Genomic DNA, 17,176 nt, shown 5'->3' on the forward strand with positions numbered 1-17,176 from the left:
CCATGCAACTGTCCAAACCCTTTATTTTGCGTCCCGTTGCCACGTCGTTACTGATGTTGGCGCTACTGATCGCCGGCATGCTGGGCTGGCGGCAACTGCCGGTGGCAGCTTTGCCGCAAGTAGATTATCCGATCATTCAGGTGTTTAGCTTTTATCCGGGCGCGAGTCCCGATGTGATGGCGCGCACTGTGACTGCACCGCTGGAGCGCCGGCTGGGCCAAATTCCCGGCCTGAAACAGATGTCGTCGTCCAGCAGTGGTGGCGCTTCGGTGCTGACGCTGCAGTTTGCTTTAGTGGTGGACATGGGCGTCGCCGAGCAGGAAGTGCAGGCGGCGATCAATACCGCGTCATCGTTGTTACCGAACGATATGCCAATTCCGCCGGTCTACCGCAAGGTTAACCCGGCCGACGCGCCTATTCTGACGCTGGCGGTCAGTGCCAAAGCGATGGCGTTGCCGCAGGTGTATGACTTAGTCGACACCCGGATGGCGCAGAAACTGGCGCAGGTCAATGGGGTCGGCATGGTCAGTCTGGCGGGCGGGCAACGGCCGGCCATTCGGGTCAAAGCCAATCCGTCCGCGTTGGCCGGTCTTGGCCTGACGATGGATGCCCTGCGTACCGCCATTGTTGCCGCCAACACCAACCAGCCGAAAGGCAATTTTGACGGCCCGTTCCGTTCTACCATGCTGGAAGTCAATGACCAGCTCAGTTCGACCGCCGAATACGAAGCGCTGATTGTGGCGTTTAAAGGCGATGCGCCAGTACGGCTTGGCGATGTGGCGAAAATCGAGCAGGGTGCCGAAGACCGTTTTCTGGCGGCCTGGGCGAATCAAAGCGCAGCAGTGCTGATTAATATTCAGCGCCAACCCGGCGCCAATGTGATTGAAGTGACCGATCGGGTGCGTGAGTTATTGCCGCAGCTGACCGCGACTCTGCCGGCAGAGCTGGACGTATCGATCCTCAGTGACCGCACTGAAAGTATCCGTGCTTCTGTGCGCGATGTGCAAAAAGAGCTGTTATTTGCCGTGGCGCTGGTCATTGCGGTGACCTTTGTCTTTTTACGCACTATACCTGCCACTATTATTCCGTCACTGGCGGTACCGCTGTCGATTATCGGCACCTTTGCCGTAATGTATTTGCTGGAATTTTCGATTAACAACCTGACGCTGATGGCGCTGGTGATCGCCACCGGTTTTGTTGTCGATGATGCCATTGTGATGCTGGAAAACATTGCGCGGCACCGTGAACAAGGCGAGTCGGCGCTGGAAGCGGCAAAAAAGGGCGCGAAAGAAATTGGTTTTACGCTGATTTCATTAACCTTCTCATTGATCGCCGTGCTGATCCCGTTGCTGTTTATGGCTGATGTGGTCGGGCGGTTATTCTTTGAATTTGCCGTGACACTGGCGGTAGCAATTTTAATCTCCTTGTTGGTGTCGCTGACGCTGACGCCAATGCTCTGTGCGCATTTATTAAAAACCTTACCACCGCATGACGACGGCACTGGTTTTATGGCCCGTGTGATCCGCCGTTATGGCGAGATGCTGCAGTGGGTACTGGCACATCAGCGCCTTGGCATGGCGGCGATGGCGGCCAGCGTCGCGCTGACTGCGGTGTTGTATCTGGCTGTGCCGAAAGGCTTTTTCCCGGTGCAGGATAGTGGCGTTATTCAGATTGTCACCGAAGCGCCACAGGATATTTCGTTTGCCGCGATGACGGAGCGCCAGCAGCAACTGGCGGCGGTATTGCAGGACGACCCGGCCGTGGCGAGTCTCAGTAGTTTTATCGGCGTTGATGGCAGCAATGTCAGCCTGAATGCCGGTCGGATCCAGCTCAATCTGAAACCGCATGCCGAGCGGGACGACCATGCGCTGGCGGTGATCGACCGGCTGCGTGATAAAGCAGAGCAGGTGCCTGGCATCAAAGCCTGGTTCCAGAGCGTGCAGGAACTCAGTATTGAAGACAAAATCAGCCGTACCCAATATCAGTTTACGCTGACCTCGCCGGACAGCGCCGTGCTGGCTGAGTGGTTACCGGAAGTGATGGCAGCGCTGCAAACCCGGCCTGAACTGGCTGACGTGGCGGACGATTTGGCGGAAAACGGCTTGCAGGCTTATGTTGATATCGACCGCACCGCGGCGGCGCGCCTTGGCATTAGCGTCAGCCAAATCGGCACGGCGCTGCAAAGTGCGTTTGCCCAGCGTCAAATCACGACCTTGTTTACTCAGGCCAATCAGTACCGCGTGATTCTGGAAGTCGATCCGGAGCAGGCACAGGGCTTGGATGCGCTCGATAAACTGTTTATCAACACGGCGTCCGGCAGTCCGGTGCCGCTGTCATCGGTTGCCACAGTGACGCAGAAACCGGCGCGTTTATTGATTAACCATCAGGGTCAGTTTCCGGCGGTGACGCTGTCGTTTAACCTGGCTGAAGGCTATTCGCTCGGCGATGCGGTGGCGGCGATTGAACAAGTGCAGCAGGATTTACAGCTGCCGGCGTCGATGGAACTGACGTTCCAGGGCGCGGCAGAAGCCTTCCGTGCCAGTTTAAGTAACACCTTGTGGCTTATTTTGGCGGCTGTCGTGACGATGTACATCGTACTTGGTGTGTTGTATGAAAGCCTCATTCATCCGGTGACCATTTTGTCGACGTTGCCTTCTGCGACCGTCGGCGCCTTAGCGGCATTGCTGATCACTGACCGGCCGCTGGATTTGATCGCTGTGATCGGTATTGTGTTGCTGATTGGCCTCGTAAAGAAAAACGGCATCATGATGGTCGACTTTGCGCTCGAAGCGCAGCGTAGTCGTGGTTTAACGCCACAACAGGCCATTTTTGAAGCGGCCTTGCTACGTTTCAGACCGATCCTGATGACCACATTAGCCGCGTTATTTGGCGCGGTGCCGTTATTGTTAGCCGATGGCTCGGGCGCCGAACTGCGTCAGCCGTTGGGGCTGGTGATGGTCGGCGGGCTATTGGTCAGTCAGGTGCTGACGCTGTTTACCACGCCGGTAGTGTATTTGTGGTTTGACCGGCATTTAAGCCGCAAAGCTGTGGTGCCGGCGGAGGCGTTATGAAACTGAGTCTGGCGCTCATTCAGCGGCCCATTGCCAGCAGTTTATTGGCGCTTGCCATAGTCCTGCTTGGTTTACTGAGTTACCGCGCGTTGCCGGTGTCGCCGCTGCCAGCGGTGGATTTTCCGATGGTGGTGGTGACCGCCAGTTTGCCGGGTGCCAGTCCGGAAGCGATGGCGGCAACAGTCGCCACGCCGCTGGAGCGCCAGCTTGGCACTATCGCGGGCCTGCGCCGGTTAAGTTCTTCCAGTAATCAGGGCTCGACCCAGGTCCGGCTGGAGTTTGATTTAGACCGCAATGTTGATGAAGCCGCGCGCGAAGTACAGGCGGCGATCAACACCGTGCGTGGCCAGCTGCCGGCCGGGATGCCGGGCAATCCGACTTATCGCAAAATGAACCCGTCGCAAATGCCGGTGATGGCGCTGGCCTTATCCAGTGACAGCTTGCCGGCTTCCGCGTTATACGATACTGCCGCAACGATTCTGGCGCAGAAAATCGCCCAAATTCAAGGCGTTGGTGAAGTCGAAGTCACCGGTTCGTCGCTGCCGGCAGTTCGGGTGCAACTGAATCCGGCGCTGCTGAGCCAATATGGCGTAGCGCTGGATGAAGTACGTAGCGCCATTGGTGCGGTCAACTCCAACCTGCCGATTGGCACGCTGGAACAAGGTGATGTGCGCTGGCAGATCAACCTCAGTCAGACGCTCAGAAACGCCGATGATTATGGCGATCTGGTAGTTAAATACGTCAATCAGGCGGCGATCCGGTTAAAAGATGTGGCTGTGGTCAGCGATTCGACTGAAAACCGCTACAGCGCCGGCTTTCACAATGATAAACCCGCGGTGATTTTGCAGATCAGCCGGCGCAGCGGCGCCAATATTGTTGCCACCATCGATGCAATTTATCAGCAGATGCCGGTGCTCGAAGCGTTAATCCCCGAAGACGCAAAGCTGGCGGTGGTGATGGATCGCAGTCCGGTGATCCGCGCAACCTTAGATGAAGCGCAGTTCAGTTTGCTGTTATCGATTGGCCTGGTCGTCGCCGTCGTGCTGCTGTTTTTACGCAGTGTCCGGGTGGCACTGATCCCGACGCTCGCGATCCCGGTGTCGTTGATTGGCGCGTTTTGTATCATGTATGTATTTGGATTTTCACTGAATAATTTGTCGGTGATGGCGCTGATTGTCGCTGCCGGTCTGGTCGTTGATGACGCCATCGTCGTGGTGGAGAATATCAAACGCCATCTGGAGCAGGGCTTGTCGCCGTTGAGTGCTGCCCGGCGCGGCGCCAGTGAAGTGGGGGTCACGCTGGTGGCGATGAACCTGGCGCTGGTGGTGGTGTTTTTATCGATTCTGTTTATGGGCGGTTTGGTCGAACGGCTGTTTCGCGAGTTCTCGATCACACTGGTCGGCGCTATGCTGATCTCGTTGCTGGTGTCGTTAACGCTGACGCCAGGTCTGTCGGCGCGGCTGATGGTGAAAGAAGCGCCGCGAGATCAGGCGGACGGTTTTTTCTACCGCTTTCAGCAACGTTATCAGCGCAGTTTACGCTGGGTGCTGGGTAAACGGTATTGGGTGCTGGCGCTGTTGGTGTTGTTATTTGCCGCCTCGGTCTGGTTGTTCCGCACGCTGCCTGGCGGCATGCTACCGGAGCAGGACACGGGCCAGCTGAATGGTTTTGTCCGTGGTGACGATGGCTTTTCTTATCAGCTGATGCAGCCAAAAATCGAAGCTTATCGCCAATATCTGCTAAAAGATCCGGCCATTGCTGATGTCACTGGGGCCAGTGGCGGTGCGATGGGCACCAGTAATTCATTCCTGCGCATCCGGTTAAAACCATTGGACGAACGCGGAGTTTCGGCGCAGGAAGTCGTCAACCGCATCCGCGCTGGCGCACCGGTGATCCCAGGCGGCATGATGTTTTTAAGTGTCGATCAGGACATCCGGCTTGCCTCACCTTTTGCCAGTTCCGACTATGAACTGCTACTGATGTCGGGCGATCTGAAACTGCTGAAGAGCTGGTCGAAGAAAATCGCCAAGGCGATGCAGGAATTGCCGGAGCTGGTCGACGTGAATACGCCGGGCGGCGAGGACACCCAACAAATTGTGTTGTCGGTTGACCGTGAAGCGGCGCAGCGGCTCGGTGTTGATATGCGTGCGGTCGCCACGCTGTTGAACAACTCATTTTCACAGCGTCAGGTTGCGACGCTGTATGACGAAATGAACCAGTACCGGGTCGTGATGGAGTTGTTGCCAGGCTACACCGCTCAGCCGGAAGTGCTGAAACAGCTGCAGTTAATCAATAGCCGTGGTGAGCGGGTGCCGCTCAGCGCCTTTACCAGTTATCAGTATGGCCTGGCTAACGACCGCATTCGTCGCGACAATCAATTCGCCGCACAAGGGATCGGCTATGCCCTGGCCGAAGGGGTCAGCGCACAACAAGCGGATGCTGCACTGGACCGGATGCTGGCCGAATTGATGGTGCCGACGGCAATTTATGCGCTTAATGGTGAAGATCAGCGCAACGCGGTGTTCAGTCAGGGCGACCAGCTGTGGTTGTTTATCGGTGTGGTGCTGGCGGTGTATCTGCTGCTTGGTATTTTGTATGAAAGCACGCTGCAGCCGCTGGTGATCCTGTCGACCTTGCCCTGTACGGCGCTTGGTGCATTGCTGGCGTTGTATCTGACTGATACACCGCTGAATCTGATCGCGCAGCTCGGTTTGTTCCTGCTGATTGGTATTGTGATGAAAAACGCCATTCTGCTGGTTGATTTTGCCCTAGCGGCTGAACGCCAGCAGGGCCTGTCGCCGCTCGAAGCCATAGTACTGGCCGGTCAGCAACGGCTACGGCCTATTCTGATGACCAACTGCGCCGCGATGCTGGGTGCGGTGCCGCTGCTGCTTGGTATGGGCGAAGGCTCGGAGCTTCGACAACCACTCGGCACCAGCATTGTCGGTGGTTTATTGCTCAGCCAACTGTTCACGCTGTATAGCACTCCGGCGGTGTATCTGATGTTAAGCCGGTTCAGGCGCAAGGCCAGTCGTGCCAGCGTGCCGGCGACAGAGCTGTAAGGTCAGTTGCTTACAGCACAGTCCGGTCTGCTGCATAGGTCTGATACAAAGGTAACATCGCGGCGCCAAGCAGCATTGCGTTAGCGCCGAGGCTGCCCTGCTGCAGCGTTGGAGCCAGCAGACCAAATGTGGGCCAGGTTTGTAGTTGCTGTTGTATGCCGGCCAGCAGCGGCGCAAGATCGCGTGCTGTGCTGCTGTCGATAATGACCAGCGGAATATCCAACAGCGCCATAGCCGCTTGCAGCCCTGTGCTAATTGCGTCGGCATCTGGCTGTTGTAGCAACAACTGGCCTTGTGTCACCGGTAACACCGCCAGATGAGCGGCGTTACCGTGGCGGCCACGCCACAGCTGACCGTTGAGCACTAACCCTCCTGCGACCAGCTGGTCGAGATACAGATACAAAAAATCCGTTGCCGTCGGTTTGCCAAGCCACAACTCGGCTGCAGCAGCGGCAGAGCCATCATTTTCCAGATAAACCGGTACCTCGAGTTCAGTCTGTAACGCGGTTGCGAGATCAACGCCTTGCCAGGCCTGTTGCAAAGCCTGTAGTTGCTGCGCCGTCAGTTGCGGATATAAGCGGGCAGCAAACTGACTATTGCCGGCAAACCAGGGCATGGCAAGGCCAATACCACAGAGTCGCTCCAGCTGCAGTGCGGACAGCTGCGTCAATAACTGCCGGGTTTGCTGTAATAAGGCGGGCTGAACTTGCTGCGGCAGCCAGTCGCTTAAGGGGCAGCGCTGGCGGCGCAGAATATTGCCGCAGAAATCGACGAGCACCAGCTGCAGTTGCGTGCGTTGTAATTGGATCCCAATACTGAACACCGCGTCTGGCACAAGCTGATAAAACTGGGTCGGCTGGCCCACACCCAGAGTTTTTTTACCACAGCTCTGCAGCAATCCATCGCGACAAAGGCCGGCGACAATCCGCGTCACTGCTTGTAACGACAAGGCCAGCTCCGTCGCCAGTTCAGGCCTTGAGACCTGACCACGCCGGCGCACGGCGCCCAGAAGTAGTCGGACATTCAGGTCGCCGAGGGTCGCGGAATTTGCTGCTGTTCTCACTGGGATTATCCTCGTCGGCATCATGCTATCAGCACAGTTCAGTATCATATCGCATCTGACTGATTTAGGAGCAGATTTGGCAGAAAGTGAAAGAGCCGACCATACTGCAATGTACCCCCATTAGTAAAACACCTGATTGGGTGTTTACCGACCATTCTCAGGACTGAGGTAAGACACGATGAACTGGCAGAGTATCCGAGTCAAAAGTAGTATTCCGGTGGTGATGTTAGGCGTCAGCCTGCTCGCTGTGATGTTAATGTTCAGCAGTTTAATTGCGATGCAGCATAAAGCGCTGGAAGTGCAGGCCGAGAAGTTTTTGCAGGCAATCTCGTTAGTGTTAAACGCGGACCGCGATATTTATCAGGCTAAACTCGCAACCACTCATTTGCTTAGTGGGGTGGGTGATGCCGCCGCGGAGCGCAAAGATTTTGCCGACAATGCGTCGCAGGTGAAAGAACGTTTTGATCAGTATCTGAGTACTTTAAAAGCTTACCCCGATATTACTGGCCGTTTTTCCGGCTTCGAAACTCAGTTTCAGCGTTGGCAACAAAGTGCCGTGACCTTGCTGGATAATCAGGATGCTGGGCAAAAGGCCGCATTGGCAGAGCAGGAGCAAACGGAGTTCTCTGCACTACGCGATGTGCTGGATAAGGCTGGAGAAGCTGCACTGGCGCGGTCTGAACAAGAGCAAAAAGAGCTCAATGCCAGTATCTCGATGACCAAAATTTGGGTATACAGCCTGTCGTTGTTACTGCTGGTGATTGCCGGCTGGTTTAGCTATCAGGGGCCGAAAAAACTGGCAGAACAAATCCGCACTTTATCCGCCCGCTTAAGCGATATTGCCAATGGTGATGGTGATTTAACTGCGCGGCTGCAGATCGATACCAAAGATGAAGTGGCTGATTTAGCGCATGAATTCAATAACTTCATTGGGAAGCAATGTGAAATGATCGCGGCCATTTTGCGCCAGGCCAATCAGCTCAGCCAGTTAACCGGACATTTGTCAGAGTCGGCTGACAGGACCAGTGCGATCACGCAGTCACTGAATACGGCCTCAGATTCTATTGTCAGTGCCGTACATGAAATGGCGATGGCGAATAAAGAAATGGCGCAGGTAGCCACGGAAACGGCGCAAGTTTCAGAGCAGGCCAAACGTAGTGCCGGTCAGGGCCTCGAAGTGGTGAAAGTAGTGAACAGCAGCATGCAGAACTTAACGCGTGACGTGCATCAGGCGCTGGGGGCGGCCGAAGAGCTGGAACAAAGCTCTTCGACTATTTCGTCTGTGCTCGAAGTGATCCGCAGCATTGCCGATCAGACCAACTTGCTGGCGCTGAATGCAGCGATCGAAGCGGCACGCGCCGGTGAACATGGCCGTGGTTTTGCGGTGGTGGCGGATGAAGTCAGGACGCTGGCGTCTCGTACTCAACAAAGCACCAATCATATTCAGCAGATGATTGAGCAGTTGCATCTGCGGGTCACGGAGTCGCGGCAGGCCATCGGGAGTGGTAAAGATAATGCCGATTTGACGGTGAACAACTTCGCCCGCGCTGAACAGGTATTTCAGGACATTATGCAGTCCAGTCTGCAGGTAAATGACATGGCAGTTCGCACTGCGGCTGCCACTGAAGAGCAGACCACAGTGTCGGATGAGATCAGTAAAAACCTGTATGCGCTCAATGACCAGGCGCTGGCGGCCGGTGAAGTGGCGAAACGTAACGATCAGTTATCAAATGAAATCAGCACCTTGTCACAGATGCTGTTTGGTCTGGTGGGTAAGTTTAAAGTCAGTTGAGGCTTGGTTATCAGTAAAAAGGGCGCTTAATTGCGCCCTTGTTGTTTCTCGAACCACTGGTTAAAACGGCCACTGACTTTACCGCTACAGGCCCAGATAATCAGTGCGCCCCAGGCGATAAAGGACACGCCGGCCGGTACTGCCGCAATGGCGATATATTTCAGATGTGGCCGGTTAAAAAAGACTGCCAGGATCACCGGTAAAAACCAGATAAACAGTACCAGTGGGATCAGAGTAGCCCAGAACATCGGGCTGGCATTGCTAAAAGTTTGCATCAGTTCGTTCATTAGTCTCTCCGGATGGTCAGGGGGCGGCGACTGCGTTTGGTTATTGCGCAGTTGATGAATGCATTCTGCCTGAGTGGCTCAGTTGCAGGGAAAAATAGTGATAAACGGCGTTCCATCAGGAAAAACGGCGACTGGAGCCAGTGCAGTGGTTCCGTTATCGCACCAGGTCAGCTTGCAGTTAACATTTACTTAATGTAACTTGAACAAGACTTTAGTGTCTAAAAAAGGAACTTAAGATGTTACGTGTGTGCTCTAAAATGTTGTTGATTGGGGTTGCAGTACTGGCGTCGCAAGCGCATGCGACCAGCGATTTTTATGCGGTCGCCGGCGCGCAATACAGCCGCAGTGGTGAACCTGTTGATGTGAGCGGCGCCGGTTATCAGCTAGGCGCTGGTTATGTGATCAACCAGCAGTGGTCCGTTGAGCTCAGTGCTGAACAGTTATTTGCGGAAAAGAAGCAAGTTGAACTCGGACAGAGCCGACTGGACAGTGATGCGCTGACGCTATCAGTGTTGGGCAAAACCCGGATCAGTGATGATGCTGTGCTGTTTTACCGCGCTGGCGCCAGCAGTGTGGATCATGAGGGTTATTATCCATACGTGGTCAGTAAGAAAACTCTGCCAAATGCCACTGTCGTGACCACAGTTGGTTATAAAGACATAGATGATGATCTGGTTCACGGGGTGTTGGGTCTGGGCCTGGAGCAATACTTCAGTGCCCAATGGTTTGGCCGGGCAGAAATCGTCCATTTGTTTAAAAAGAACAACCTGCAGGCTGACACTTTCCGCCTGAGCCTGGGTTACCGCTATTAACCGAATCCTAAGAAGAGCTTTGCTGCGGTAGGCGAATATTTTCCTGCTGCAGCAGGCACTGGTTGATGAAAAATCCGCCTGCTGCCAGAGCTTTGTTGTGTGTGTTTACCGGTGGTATTCCTGAGCCGGATCTTCTGAACATTGTGGCCGCTATGACGGCTGAATGCCACCAGGCGGTGTTTTGGTTCGATGCGAAACCCTGACCTGTTACTGCAATAAGCGCCAGGTCAGCGGAAAGCGGAAGATCTGGCCTTCAGTCGCACCTTTGGCCGCCAGTACATACAGCACCACGGTGACCAACCACAGCAACGGCATCAGACTGATGCCAATAATACTGATCCCCAGCACGATATAAACCAGCAATACCGTAATGGCGAAATTAAGGCATTCTTTGGCGGTTTCTTTGACAAACACATCGTCACTTTTCAGCAGATACACCGCCAATGGCGCTAGAAAGGCAAAGAAAATTGCCGCGATATGGGTGATGGCCGCAATATTTTTACTGTCTTTATCAGGGGAATGCAGATTGTCCATGTGAGTCCTTCCAGGGATTAATTTTTATCGAGGGTCAACAGCAGACTACTGCAGCACCGGTCAGCTTGTAAACTGCTGTACCAAACCGTGGCGCCAGTATAGGTAAGATGTTGCTTATTTAAGATAAATGTCATATTGGTGAGTTATGTTGTTATTGTTGATTAACAAAATAACAGATTGCCGGCAGCAGCGTTTTGCCGGGTAGCAGATCCATCAAACCCAGAGGAACCGATGAAAGCCATTTTCCCGATGTTCACAGCGCTGGCGCTGTGCTGCGCCATGCAAGCGCAGGCCAAACTTGTCATTAGTGAAGTGTTGTACGACGCACCGAACAATGACAGCACCGAAGAATTTGTTGAGATTTTTAATGACGGTTGTACAGCAGTCAGCCTGACCGGTTATAGCCTAGCCGATAATGGTGGCAGCTTTAATTTATCCGGCAGCATCGGCGTTGGTAGCTATTTTGTGGTGGCGAAAAACAGCGCCGCGTTACAGAGCTTAACCGGCAAGGTCGCCAATCAAACTGGTATGACATTGTCACTCGGCAATAGCGGTGATTACGTCAAACTGCGTCAAGGCAGCACTGAATTGGATTCGGTGGCCTTTGAAAATGCTATCAGTGGCTGGACTATTGACGCCATAGATAAATCGATTGCGCGTAAAAATGTCGCTGACAGCAATACCGTGAACGACTGGCAAGTCAGCAGCAATGTCGGTAATCCGGGCTCCGGTGCTTTGTCAGCCAGTTGTGGCGGCGGCGGAGATACCGGCGGCGGTGGCACAGGCGATGCGATTAACCTGCCGTCTTATTATGTCAACACCAGTGGCAAAAGCGGTGAAGCGTTAAAAACTGCGCTGAATAATGTTCTGCGCGGCCATGTCCGCCTGAGTTATGCGGAAGTCTGGGATGCTATCAGTTATACCGACGAAGATCCGGCCAATACCAGCAACGTGATCTTATTGTATGCAGGCCGCTCACAAGCCAAAACTTTCCGTGCCGGCACTTCGACTTCACAGGATGCCTGGAACCGTGAACATGTTTGGGCCAAAAGCCATGGTTTCCCGGCGGAATCGCAATATGCCCATACCGACATCCATCATTTAAGACCCGAAGATGTGTCACTGAATTCTACCCGCGGCAACAAAGACTTTGATAATGGCGGCTCCACTATCAGCGAAGCGCCGGCCAATAAGACCGACAGTGACAGCTTTGAACCCCGCGCAGCAGTGAAAGGGGACGTCGCCCGGATGATGTTTTATATGGACGTGCGCTACGAAGCGGCCGATGACAGCGGCACACCAGATCTGGAAATTCCAAACGTTGCCCCTACTGGTAGCAGCGCGCCAGAAATGGGCAAACTCTGCACACTGGTGGCCTGGCATTTGGCTGATCCGGTCGATAGTTTCGAACAACGTCGTAACAATCGCATCTTTGAATTGCAGAAAAACCGCAACCCCTTTATCGACAACCCGCAATGGGTGAAAGCGATTTATGGTCCAACCTGCGGCCTGTAATCTTCTGATGCGGTGAGCCACCCAATAGCCCGTCGGCCTTTGCGACGGGCTTTTTTTATGGATTTTTACCAGCAACAGACGACTTGCCGAGACAAGAGAACCGGACTGCTGACCATTGCAGAGGTTACAACCAAATGCCAATATCGACTTCGCCAATGAACAGGAGAGATCAATGTCCGCAGCAGATATCGCCATCCCCTTGTTACCCAGCCGGTCTATGGCTGATACCTTGCGTTTTTATCAAAAACTGGGTTTTGACGGCGAAGTGGTTTCGCCACATGGCGACTATGCCATCGTCGATCGCGGCAGTCTGGAGATCCACTTTTTCCTGCATACCGCGCTAAATCCGGCCGAATCGGCCTTTGGCTGTTATTGCCGGGTGCAGGATGTCGACAGTATTTATGCCGCTTTTTGTCAGGCGCATTTGCCGCATCATGGCATCCCACGTATCACCGTGCTGGAGAATAAACCCTGGGGTATGCGCGAATTTGCCGTGATCGATGAAGATGGCAGTTTGCTGCGCATCGGGCAGGTGTTGTAGCCGTCGGCGCTGATCTATCAGCAGCGCGGGAGCCTGTCTCGCGCCAGCAGACTGATGGGTGGCGCAGCGTTCAAATCGCCATAAAACCACCGCTGCCTGCTGGCGAGCTCTCGCCGATCCAAGATACCGCGCAGCACCAACCTGCCAGCCGATTTTCTTTGGCCTGTCACAGAGTCGCCGTTACAATGCCGCGTCTTAATTAGCGCTTGGAGCGAAATGCGGAACAATTGCCGGCCGGTGTCAGTGCCTTTTTTATTCAGTTGTTGGTGATCCTGGCTGTGGCTCGCGGAGTTGGTGCGCTGGCGTTGCAAATTGGCCAGCCACGGGTGGTCGGTGAGATGATCGCCGGCATTTTGCTCGGGCCGACTTTATTTGGCGCGCTGGCGCCACAGCTGCAACAACAATTGTTTGCGCCGGAATACCGGCCCTATTTAAACCTCGGTGCGCAGGTTGGCATCGGCCTTTACATGTTTCTGGTGGGGTTAGATTTTGATACCGGCATGTTTAAAAGCCGGGCGCGCAGTGCCATCGCAATTTCTGTCTCCGGCATTCTGGTGCCATTTCTCATGGCTTGCCTATTGGCAACCTGGCTGGTGAGTCACGGCGGCTTGTTCGCCGACAATATCAGCTGGAGTCAGGCCACGTTATTTCTGGGAGCGGCCATTGGGATCACCGCGTTTCCAATGCTGGCACGGGTGATTCAGGAGCAGGGCCTCGCCAATAGTAAAATCGGCACGCTGGTACTGGCGGCGGGTGCGATAGACGACGTGGCGGCCTGGTGTCTGATGGCGTTATTGCTGGCCAGCTTCAGTGGTGACGATTCGTTGTTTGTTAAAGCGGTGCTGGGCGCAGTGATTTTTGCCGGCCTGATGCTGACGCTGGTGCGCAGATATACCGTCCGGTTGGAAGACTGGTATCTGCGTGAAACCCGGCTGACACCGCGACTATTGCTGGTGATTTTGCTGTTGTGGGTGGTCAGTGTCAGCACCACCGAATGGATTGGCTTGCATGCAGTGTTTGGTGGTTTTGTGCTGGGGGTGGTGATGCCACGGGGTTTATTGGCCAGCCATTTAATCAAACGCTTGCAGCCGGTTGTTTTGATCGCGCTGGTGCCGTTATTTTTCACCGTGTCGGGTCTGAAAACCGACCTGTCGTTGCTGGCAGAGGGCACCTTGTGGCAAGTGGCGCTGGCCGTCATCGCTGCGTCTATCTTTGCCAAAGCGGTGGCCTGTTATATCGCGGCGCGGCTGTGTGGCGAAAACCATCCGATGGCGCTGGCGGTCGGCATTCTGATGAATGCCCGCGGCATGATGGAACTAATTTTGCTGAATATCGCGCTGCAAAATGGCGTGATTAAAGCTGATTTGTTTTCGGTGCTGGTATTGATGACCATCGTTACCACGATGATGGCGACGCCGTTGTTTAACTATCTGCAACGCCGACCGTCCTTTCGCCAGCAGATCCAGTGAGCACGGAATTATTTGCGGGTTGGCTGTACGTTAAAAAACGTGCGGATGCTGCTGCTAAGGCAAAGCGGGCTCAGTCCCGCTTTTCGCTATAAAATTAATTTTTCAGGAACATCAACCGGATAGGCAGGATCCGGTCGGTTTGCCCGTGCTGTCAGTTTGACACTGCCAGCTGTACTCCTACACTGCAAACACACTGTGGCCGGCTGACAAGGAATTGGTTATGCATGGGCTGAAATTATTCCTCTGTTTTTTATTGTTACAGCCGCTGCATGCGACCGAGTTATTGCTGCTATCGCTGACACCGCCGGTGGATTATCAGGATGAATATAACGATTATCATCCGGTGAAAATGGTGCGCCAGGTGTTGAAGTATTATCCCGAGCCCTATGCTATTGAATCGGTCAGCCTGAACCGTGCCTTTGTGGTGTTACGCAAAACGCCGGGCAGCTGTACGCCGGTGGCGCGTAAATCGGCAGCCCGTCTGCAGGAATTTTTGTTCAGCAGCGCTTTTATTATCGCGCCAGATATCCGCCTGCTGGTGAAAACCGGTTCCCCTTGGTCGGCCCGTTTACAACGGATGCAAGATCGCAATGGCCGGATTAGCCTGGAAAGTCTGATGCAGTTGCCGCATCCGCCGGTGCTGGCGACTGAAGATGGCCGCTCTTATGGGGACAAACTCGACCAGTTGCTGACATTGCTGCGCGAAGTGCAATCGGTGTATGTCCGCACCGCGAAAACAGCGCGTTACGGTGATTTACTGCCGATGTTGCAGAAGGATTTTGTCGATGCCACGCTTGAATTTGTCGAAGCGCTGCCGGCTGAAGAAAAAGAGAAATTCACCGCATTCCGGCTGACCGAAGCGGCTGATTATTCGCTGGCGTATTTCGCTTGCGCCAATGATGCACAAAGTGCCCAGGTCATGCAGCAGCTGGATCAGGCCATCATGGCGTTTCGTCTGTCCCCGGAGTTTCGGCAAATGTTATTGGCGCCTTTTCCTGAAACCGAGCGGCCCAAGGTGTGGCAGGCCTGGTTGCAACTGAACTGGCAGCAGGAACAGCCTTCGGCGGTAGCGCAACCACATTTGTGGTAACTGCTGCAGTATTGATCGGCTGGTCACGTTCTTTTGATGTGAAAAGGTTGAATTCAATGGCGTGCATTCGTGAGGCTGGCTTTTGCCTGCTATAACACAAGGACGCATTGGAGCAATGAGTTCACGCCTGCATGCAGACACAAATGAGCGCCAGAACGCTGAACCGCATCTTATTCACAGGCGGCGTCGTTGGGCTTGGCACTGCGCTGTTGTTGTATATGGAGCAAATTTATCCGCTGTCGATGGTGATTGACGGCGGAGCGGGTTTGTTGTTGGCGTTGGGATTTGTATGGCGCAAACAGCTGCAACCGGAGCAGAAGTTGTGGTTACTGATGAGCTGCGGGGGCGTTGTCGGTGCTGTTGCCGTGCTGCAGGGGCCTTTTACCGCGGATGGTCTGATGGTGCTGGCCGGTGTGTCTGCGCTGGCATTTAGCAATTGGTCCGGTGGCAAAGCACTGTGGATCCCAGCCTTATGCCTCAGTTATCTGTTATGCCTGACGCTACTGGTCGCGCTGCGCTATGTGCAGTATCCGCTGGATGTATTGGCGGACGTCAATCATGCGGGATTGTGGCTGATCAGCAGTGGGTCATTTTTATTGTTATTGCTGGCGATGGGCGCCAGTATTTTTGAGCTGAAAGCGCGGCTCTGGCAAAAAATTCAGCATCTGCAGACCAGTAATCAGCAATTATTCAGTGCCGCCTATCACGATGAGCTGACCGGCTGCGTCAACAAACATCTATTGCAACAACAGCTCGACCCTCAGCTCAAAGCTGGCGGTTGCGGCACTTTACTGGTACTGCGGTTGACACATTTACGTCAGCTCAACGCATTACACGGTCATCAGCAAGGCGATGAGTATATCCGGGCGCTGGCGCGCCATATGGCAAATAGTCTGCGACCGCCGCAACAGCTGGCGAGGTTGAATGGCCCCCAGTTTGCCATCTGGTTGCCGGATCTTTCTGACGCGCAACCGCTGGTAAAGCAGCTGCTGCAGGTTTGCCAGGCCGAGCTCGATCTGGGACTGAGCGGGGTCAATCTGATCGCAGCTGCCGTGACTGCCCCGGCGCATGGCGCTGATTTGGCCGAGCTGTTAAAAAATGCCGATGTGGTGTTTAGTCACCAACGTCAAGGTGAGAGATTTACCGCGTTTTCGGCACAAATGGCCCAGCAACTGAGTGCACACAACCTGGCCAAACAACGGGTGCGCCATGCGCTGGATACCCAACTGTTTTATCCGGTTTATCAAAGCAAAGTCAGTAGTCATGACAGCCATATTTGTGGTTTTGAAGGTCTGGCGCGGATGCAGAGTTTTGATCAGCTGCCGCCACTGACGCCGGGGCAGTTTATTCCGCTGTTGCACGAAGAGGGCTGGATGGATGAGTTTGGCCGCTCGATGTTACAGCTGATTATTGGTGATATTCCGGTGTTACAGCAGAAATTCGGCGCGGCATTAAAAGTGTCGGCCAATGTGTCACCGCCGTTGTTTCTGGCGCAGGGTTTTACTGCTTTTATCCGCGATTGTTTGGCACATCACCACGTGGCGCCACAAAATCTGGTGCTGGAGATCACCGAAGAAGTGTTTGCCACTGAACCGGCCCGGATCATTGCCGTGACGCAGGAATTGCAGCAGATGGGGGTTGAAGTGTCGCTGGATGATTTTGGTACCGGCTTTTCTTCGCTGAAGTACCTGCAACTGGTGCGGTTCGACGAGATTAAAATCGATAAGTCTTTTGTCGACCGCATCGCACTGGATGACAACAGTTTTGTGTTGTGCGCCGCGATTTGCCGGTTAGGCACTGACTTAGGCTGCCGCATTGTCGCCGAAGGGGTGGAGCAGGCCGAACAGGTCGACCAGATCCGTCGCACTGGCTGCCAGCAGATGCAGGGGTTTTATTATGCGCGACCGGTGTCTTTAACGGCGTTGTTGTAGGCGCATGCC

The 17,176-nt window shown here is 54.3% G+C and carries 12 protein-coding genes; 9 read left to right on the plus strand and 3 right to left on the minus strand.

Translation table 11 applies throughout. The features are described from left to right. Nucleotides 1-2: 2 nt before the first annotated feature. Together ACQ66Q_RS17645 and ACQ66Q_RS17650 are read left to right on the plus strand one after the other, a co-directional pair. On the plus strand, nt 3-3,071 hold the full coding sequence (locus tag ACQ66Q_RS17645) for a multidrug efflux RND transporter permease subunit (protein WP_430457999.1): 3,069 nt from the start codon (nt 3-5) through the stop codon (nt 3,069-3,071). Next, nucleotides 3,068-6,133, plus strand: a complete 3,066-nt coding sequence (locus ACQ66Q_RS17650) for an efflux RND transporter permease subunit (protein WP_430458000.1) — start codon at nt 3,068-3,070, stop codon at nt 6,131-6,133. Before ACQ66Q_RS17645 ends, ACQ66Q_RS17650 begins: the two co-directional genes overlap by 4 nt. 10 nt (nt 6,134-6,143) lie before the next feature. On the opposite strand, the gene ACQ66Q_RS17655 is transcribed toward ACQ66Q_RS17650, so the two are convergent. Then, a complete protein-coding gene (locus ACQ66Q_RS17655; RefSeq protein ID WP_430458001.1) occupies nt 6,144-7,196 on the minus strand; it encodes an ROK family protein in 1,053 nt (350 codons plus the stop codon). A 178-nt stretch (nt 7,197-7,374) separates the two neighbouring features. Here ACQ66Q_RS17655 and ACQ66Q_RS17660 point away from each other — a divergent pair, with 178 nt between their 5' ends. Next, nucleotides 7,375-8,988 (plus strand): methyl-accepting chemotaxis protein, encoded by a 1,614-nt coding sequence (locus ACQ66Q_RS17660; RefSeq protein ID WP_430458002.1) that lies wholly within the window; start codon nt 7,375-7,377, stop codon nt 8,986-8,988. 26 nt (nt 8,989-9,014) lie between these two features. Here ACQ66Q_RS17660 and ACQ66Q_RS17665 read toward each other — a convergent pair whose 3' ends face one another. Next, nucleotides 9,015-9,275, minus strand: a complete 261-nt coding sequence (locus ACQ66Q_RS17665; protein ID WP_377239980.1) for a superinfection immunity protein — start codon at nt 9,273-9,275, stop codon at nt 9,015-9,017. Between the two features lie 236 nt (nt 9,276-9,511). Here ACQ66Q_RS17665 and ACQ66Q_RS17670 point away from each other — a divergent pair, with 236 nt between their 5' ends. Next, nucleotides 9,512-10,087 carry an outer membrane beta-barrel protein gene (locus tag ACQ66Q_RS17670; RefSeq protein ID WP_430458003.1) on the plus strand — a complete coding sequence of 192 codons (576 nt, stop codon included), beginning with the start codon at nt 9,512-9,514 and terminating at the stop codon, nt 10,085-10,087. 207 nt (nt 10,088-10,294) lie between these two features. Here ACQ66Q_RS17670 and ACQ66Q_RS17675 read toward each other — a convergent pair whose 3' ends face one another. Then, nucleotides 10,295-10,621, minus strand: a complete 327-nt coding sequence (locus ACQ66Q_RS17675; protein ID WP_377239986.1) for a DUF4870 domain-containing protein — start codon at nt 10,619-10,621, stop codon at nt 10,295-10,297. Between the two features lie 231 nt (nt 10,622-10,852). On the opposite strand from ACQ66Q_RS17675, the gene ACQ66Q_RS17680 reads away from it, so the two are divergent. The 5 genes from ACQ66Q_RS17680 (at nt 10,853) to ACQ66Q_RS17700 (ending at nt 17,167) form a co-directional block, all read left to right on the plus strand. Beyond that, the gene (locus tag ACQ66Q_RS17680; protein ID WP_430458004.1) at nt 10,853-12,136 is read left to right on the plus strand and encodes an endonuclease; all 1,284 of its coding nucleotides are present in this window, start codon (nt 10,853-10,855) and stop codon (nt 12,134-12,136) included. Nucleotides 12,137-12,308: 172 nt separating this feature from the next. Continuing rightward, nucleotides 12,309-12,677 carry a bleomycin resistance protein gene (locus tag ACQ66Q_RS17685; protein ID WP_430458005.1) on the plus strand — a complete coding sequence of 123 codons (369 nt, stop codon included), beginning with the start codon at nt 12,309-12,311 and terminating at the stop codon, nt 12,675-12,677. A 206-nt stretch (nt 12,678-12,883) separates the two neighbouring features. Next, the gene (locus ACQ66Q_RS17690; RefSeq protein WP_430458006.1) at nt 12,884-14,146 is read left to right on the plus strand and encodes a cation:proton antiporter; all 1,263 of its coding nucleotides are present in this window, start codon (nt 12,884-12,886) and stop codon (nt 14,144-14,146) included. 220 nt (nt 14,147-14,366) lie between these two features. Beyond that, nucleotides 14,367-15,236, plus strand: coding sequence for a hypothetical protein (locus ACQ66Q_RS17695; protein ID WP_430458007.1), 870 nt, complete (start codon nt 14,367-14,369; stop codon nt 15,234-15,236). Nucleotides 15,237-15,379: 143 nt separating this feature from the next. Continuing rightward, on the plus strand, nt 15,380-17,167 hold the full coding sequence (locus ACQ66Q_RS17700) for a putative bifunctional diguanylate cyclase/phosphodiesterase (protein WP_430458008.1): 1,788 nt from the start codon (nt 15,380-15,382) through the stop codon (nt 17,165-17,167). The last annotated feature ends 9 nt before the right edge of the window (nt 17,168-17,176 follow it).

The sequence above is a fragment of the Rheinheimera sp. genome, from assembly GCF_965283995.1.
GTDB lineage: Bacteria > Pseudomonadota > Gammaproteobacteria > Enterobacterales > Alteromonadaceae > Pararheinheimera.

Coding starts and splice junctions, on each gene's coding strand:
- ACQ66Q_RS17645 (WP_430457999.1), top strand. CDS start 3: ATGCAACTGTCCAAACCCTTTATTTTGCGTCCCGTTGCCACGTCGTTA.
- ACQ66Q_RS17650 (WP_430458000.1), top strand. CDS start 3,068: ATGAAACTGAGTCTGGCGCTCATTCAGCGGCCCATTGCCAGCAGTTTA.
- ACQ66Q_RS17660 (WP_430458002.1), top strand. CDS start 7,375: ATGAACTGGCAGAGTATCCGAGTCAAAAGTAGTATTCCGGTGGTGATG.
- ACQ66Q_RS17665 (WP_377239980.1), bottom strand. CDS start 9,275: ATGAACGAACTGATGCAAACTTTTAGCAATGCCAGCCCGATGTTCTGG.
- ACQ66Q_RS17670 (WP_430458003.1), top strand. CDS start 9,512: ATGTTACGTGTGTGCTCTAAAATGTTGTTGATTGGGGTTGCAGTACTG.
- ACQ66Q_RS17675 (WP_377239986.1), bottom strand. CDS start 10,621: ATGGACAATCTGCATTCCCCTGATAAAGACAGTAAAAATATTGCGGCC.
- ACQ66Q_RS17680 (WP_430458004.1), top strand. CDS start 10,853: ATGAAAGCCATTTTCCCGATGTTCACAGCGCTGGCGCTGTGCTGCGCC.
- ACQ66Q_RS17685 (WP_430458005.1), top strand. CDS start 12,309: ATGTCCGCAGCAGATATCGCCATCCCCTTGTTACCCAGCCGGTCTATG.
- ACQ66Q_RS17695 (WP_430458007.1), top strand. CDS start 14,367: ATGCATGGGCTGAAATTATTCCTCTGTTTTTTATTGTTACAGCCGCTG.
- ACQ66Q_RS17700 (WP_430458008.1), top strand. CDS start 15,380: ATGAGCGCCAGAACGCTGAACCGCATCTTATTCACAGGCGGCGTCGTT.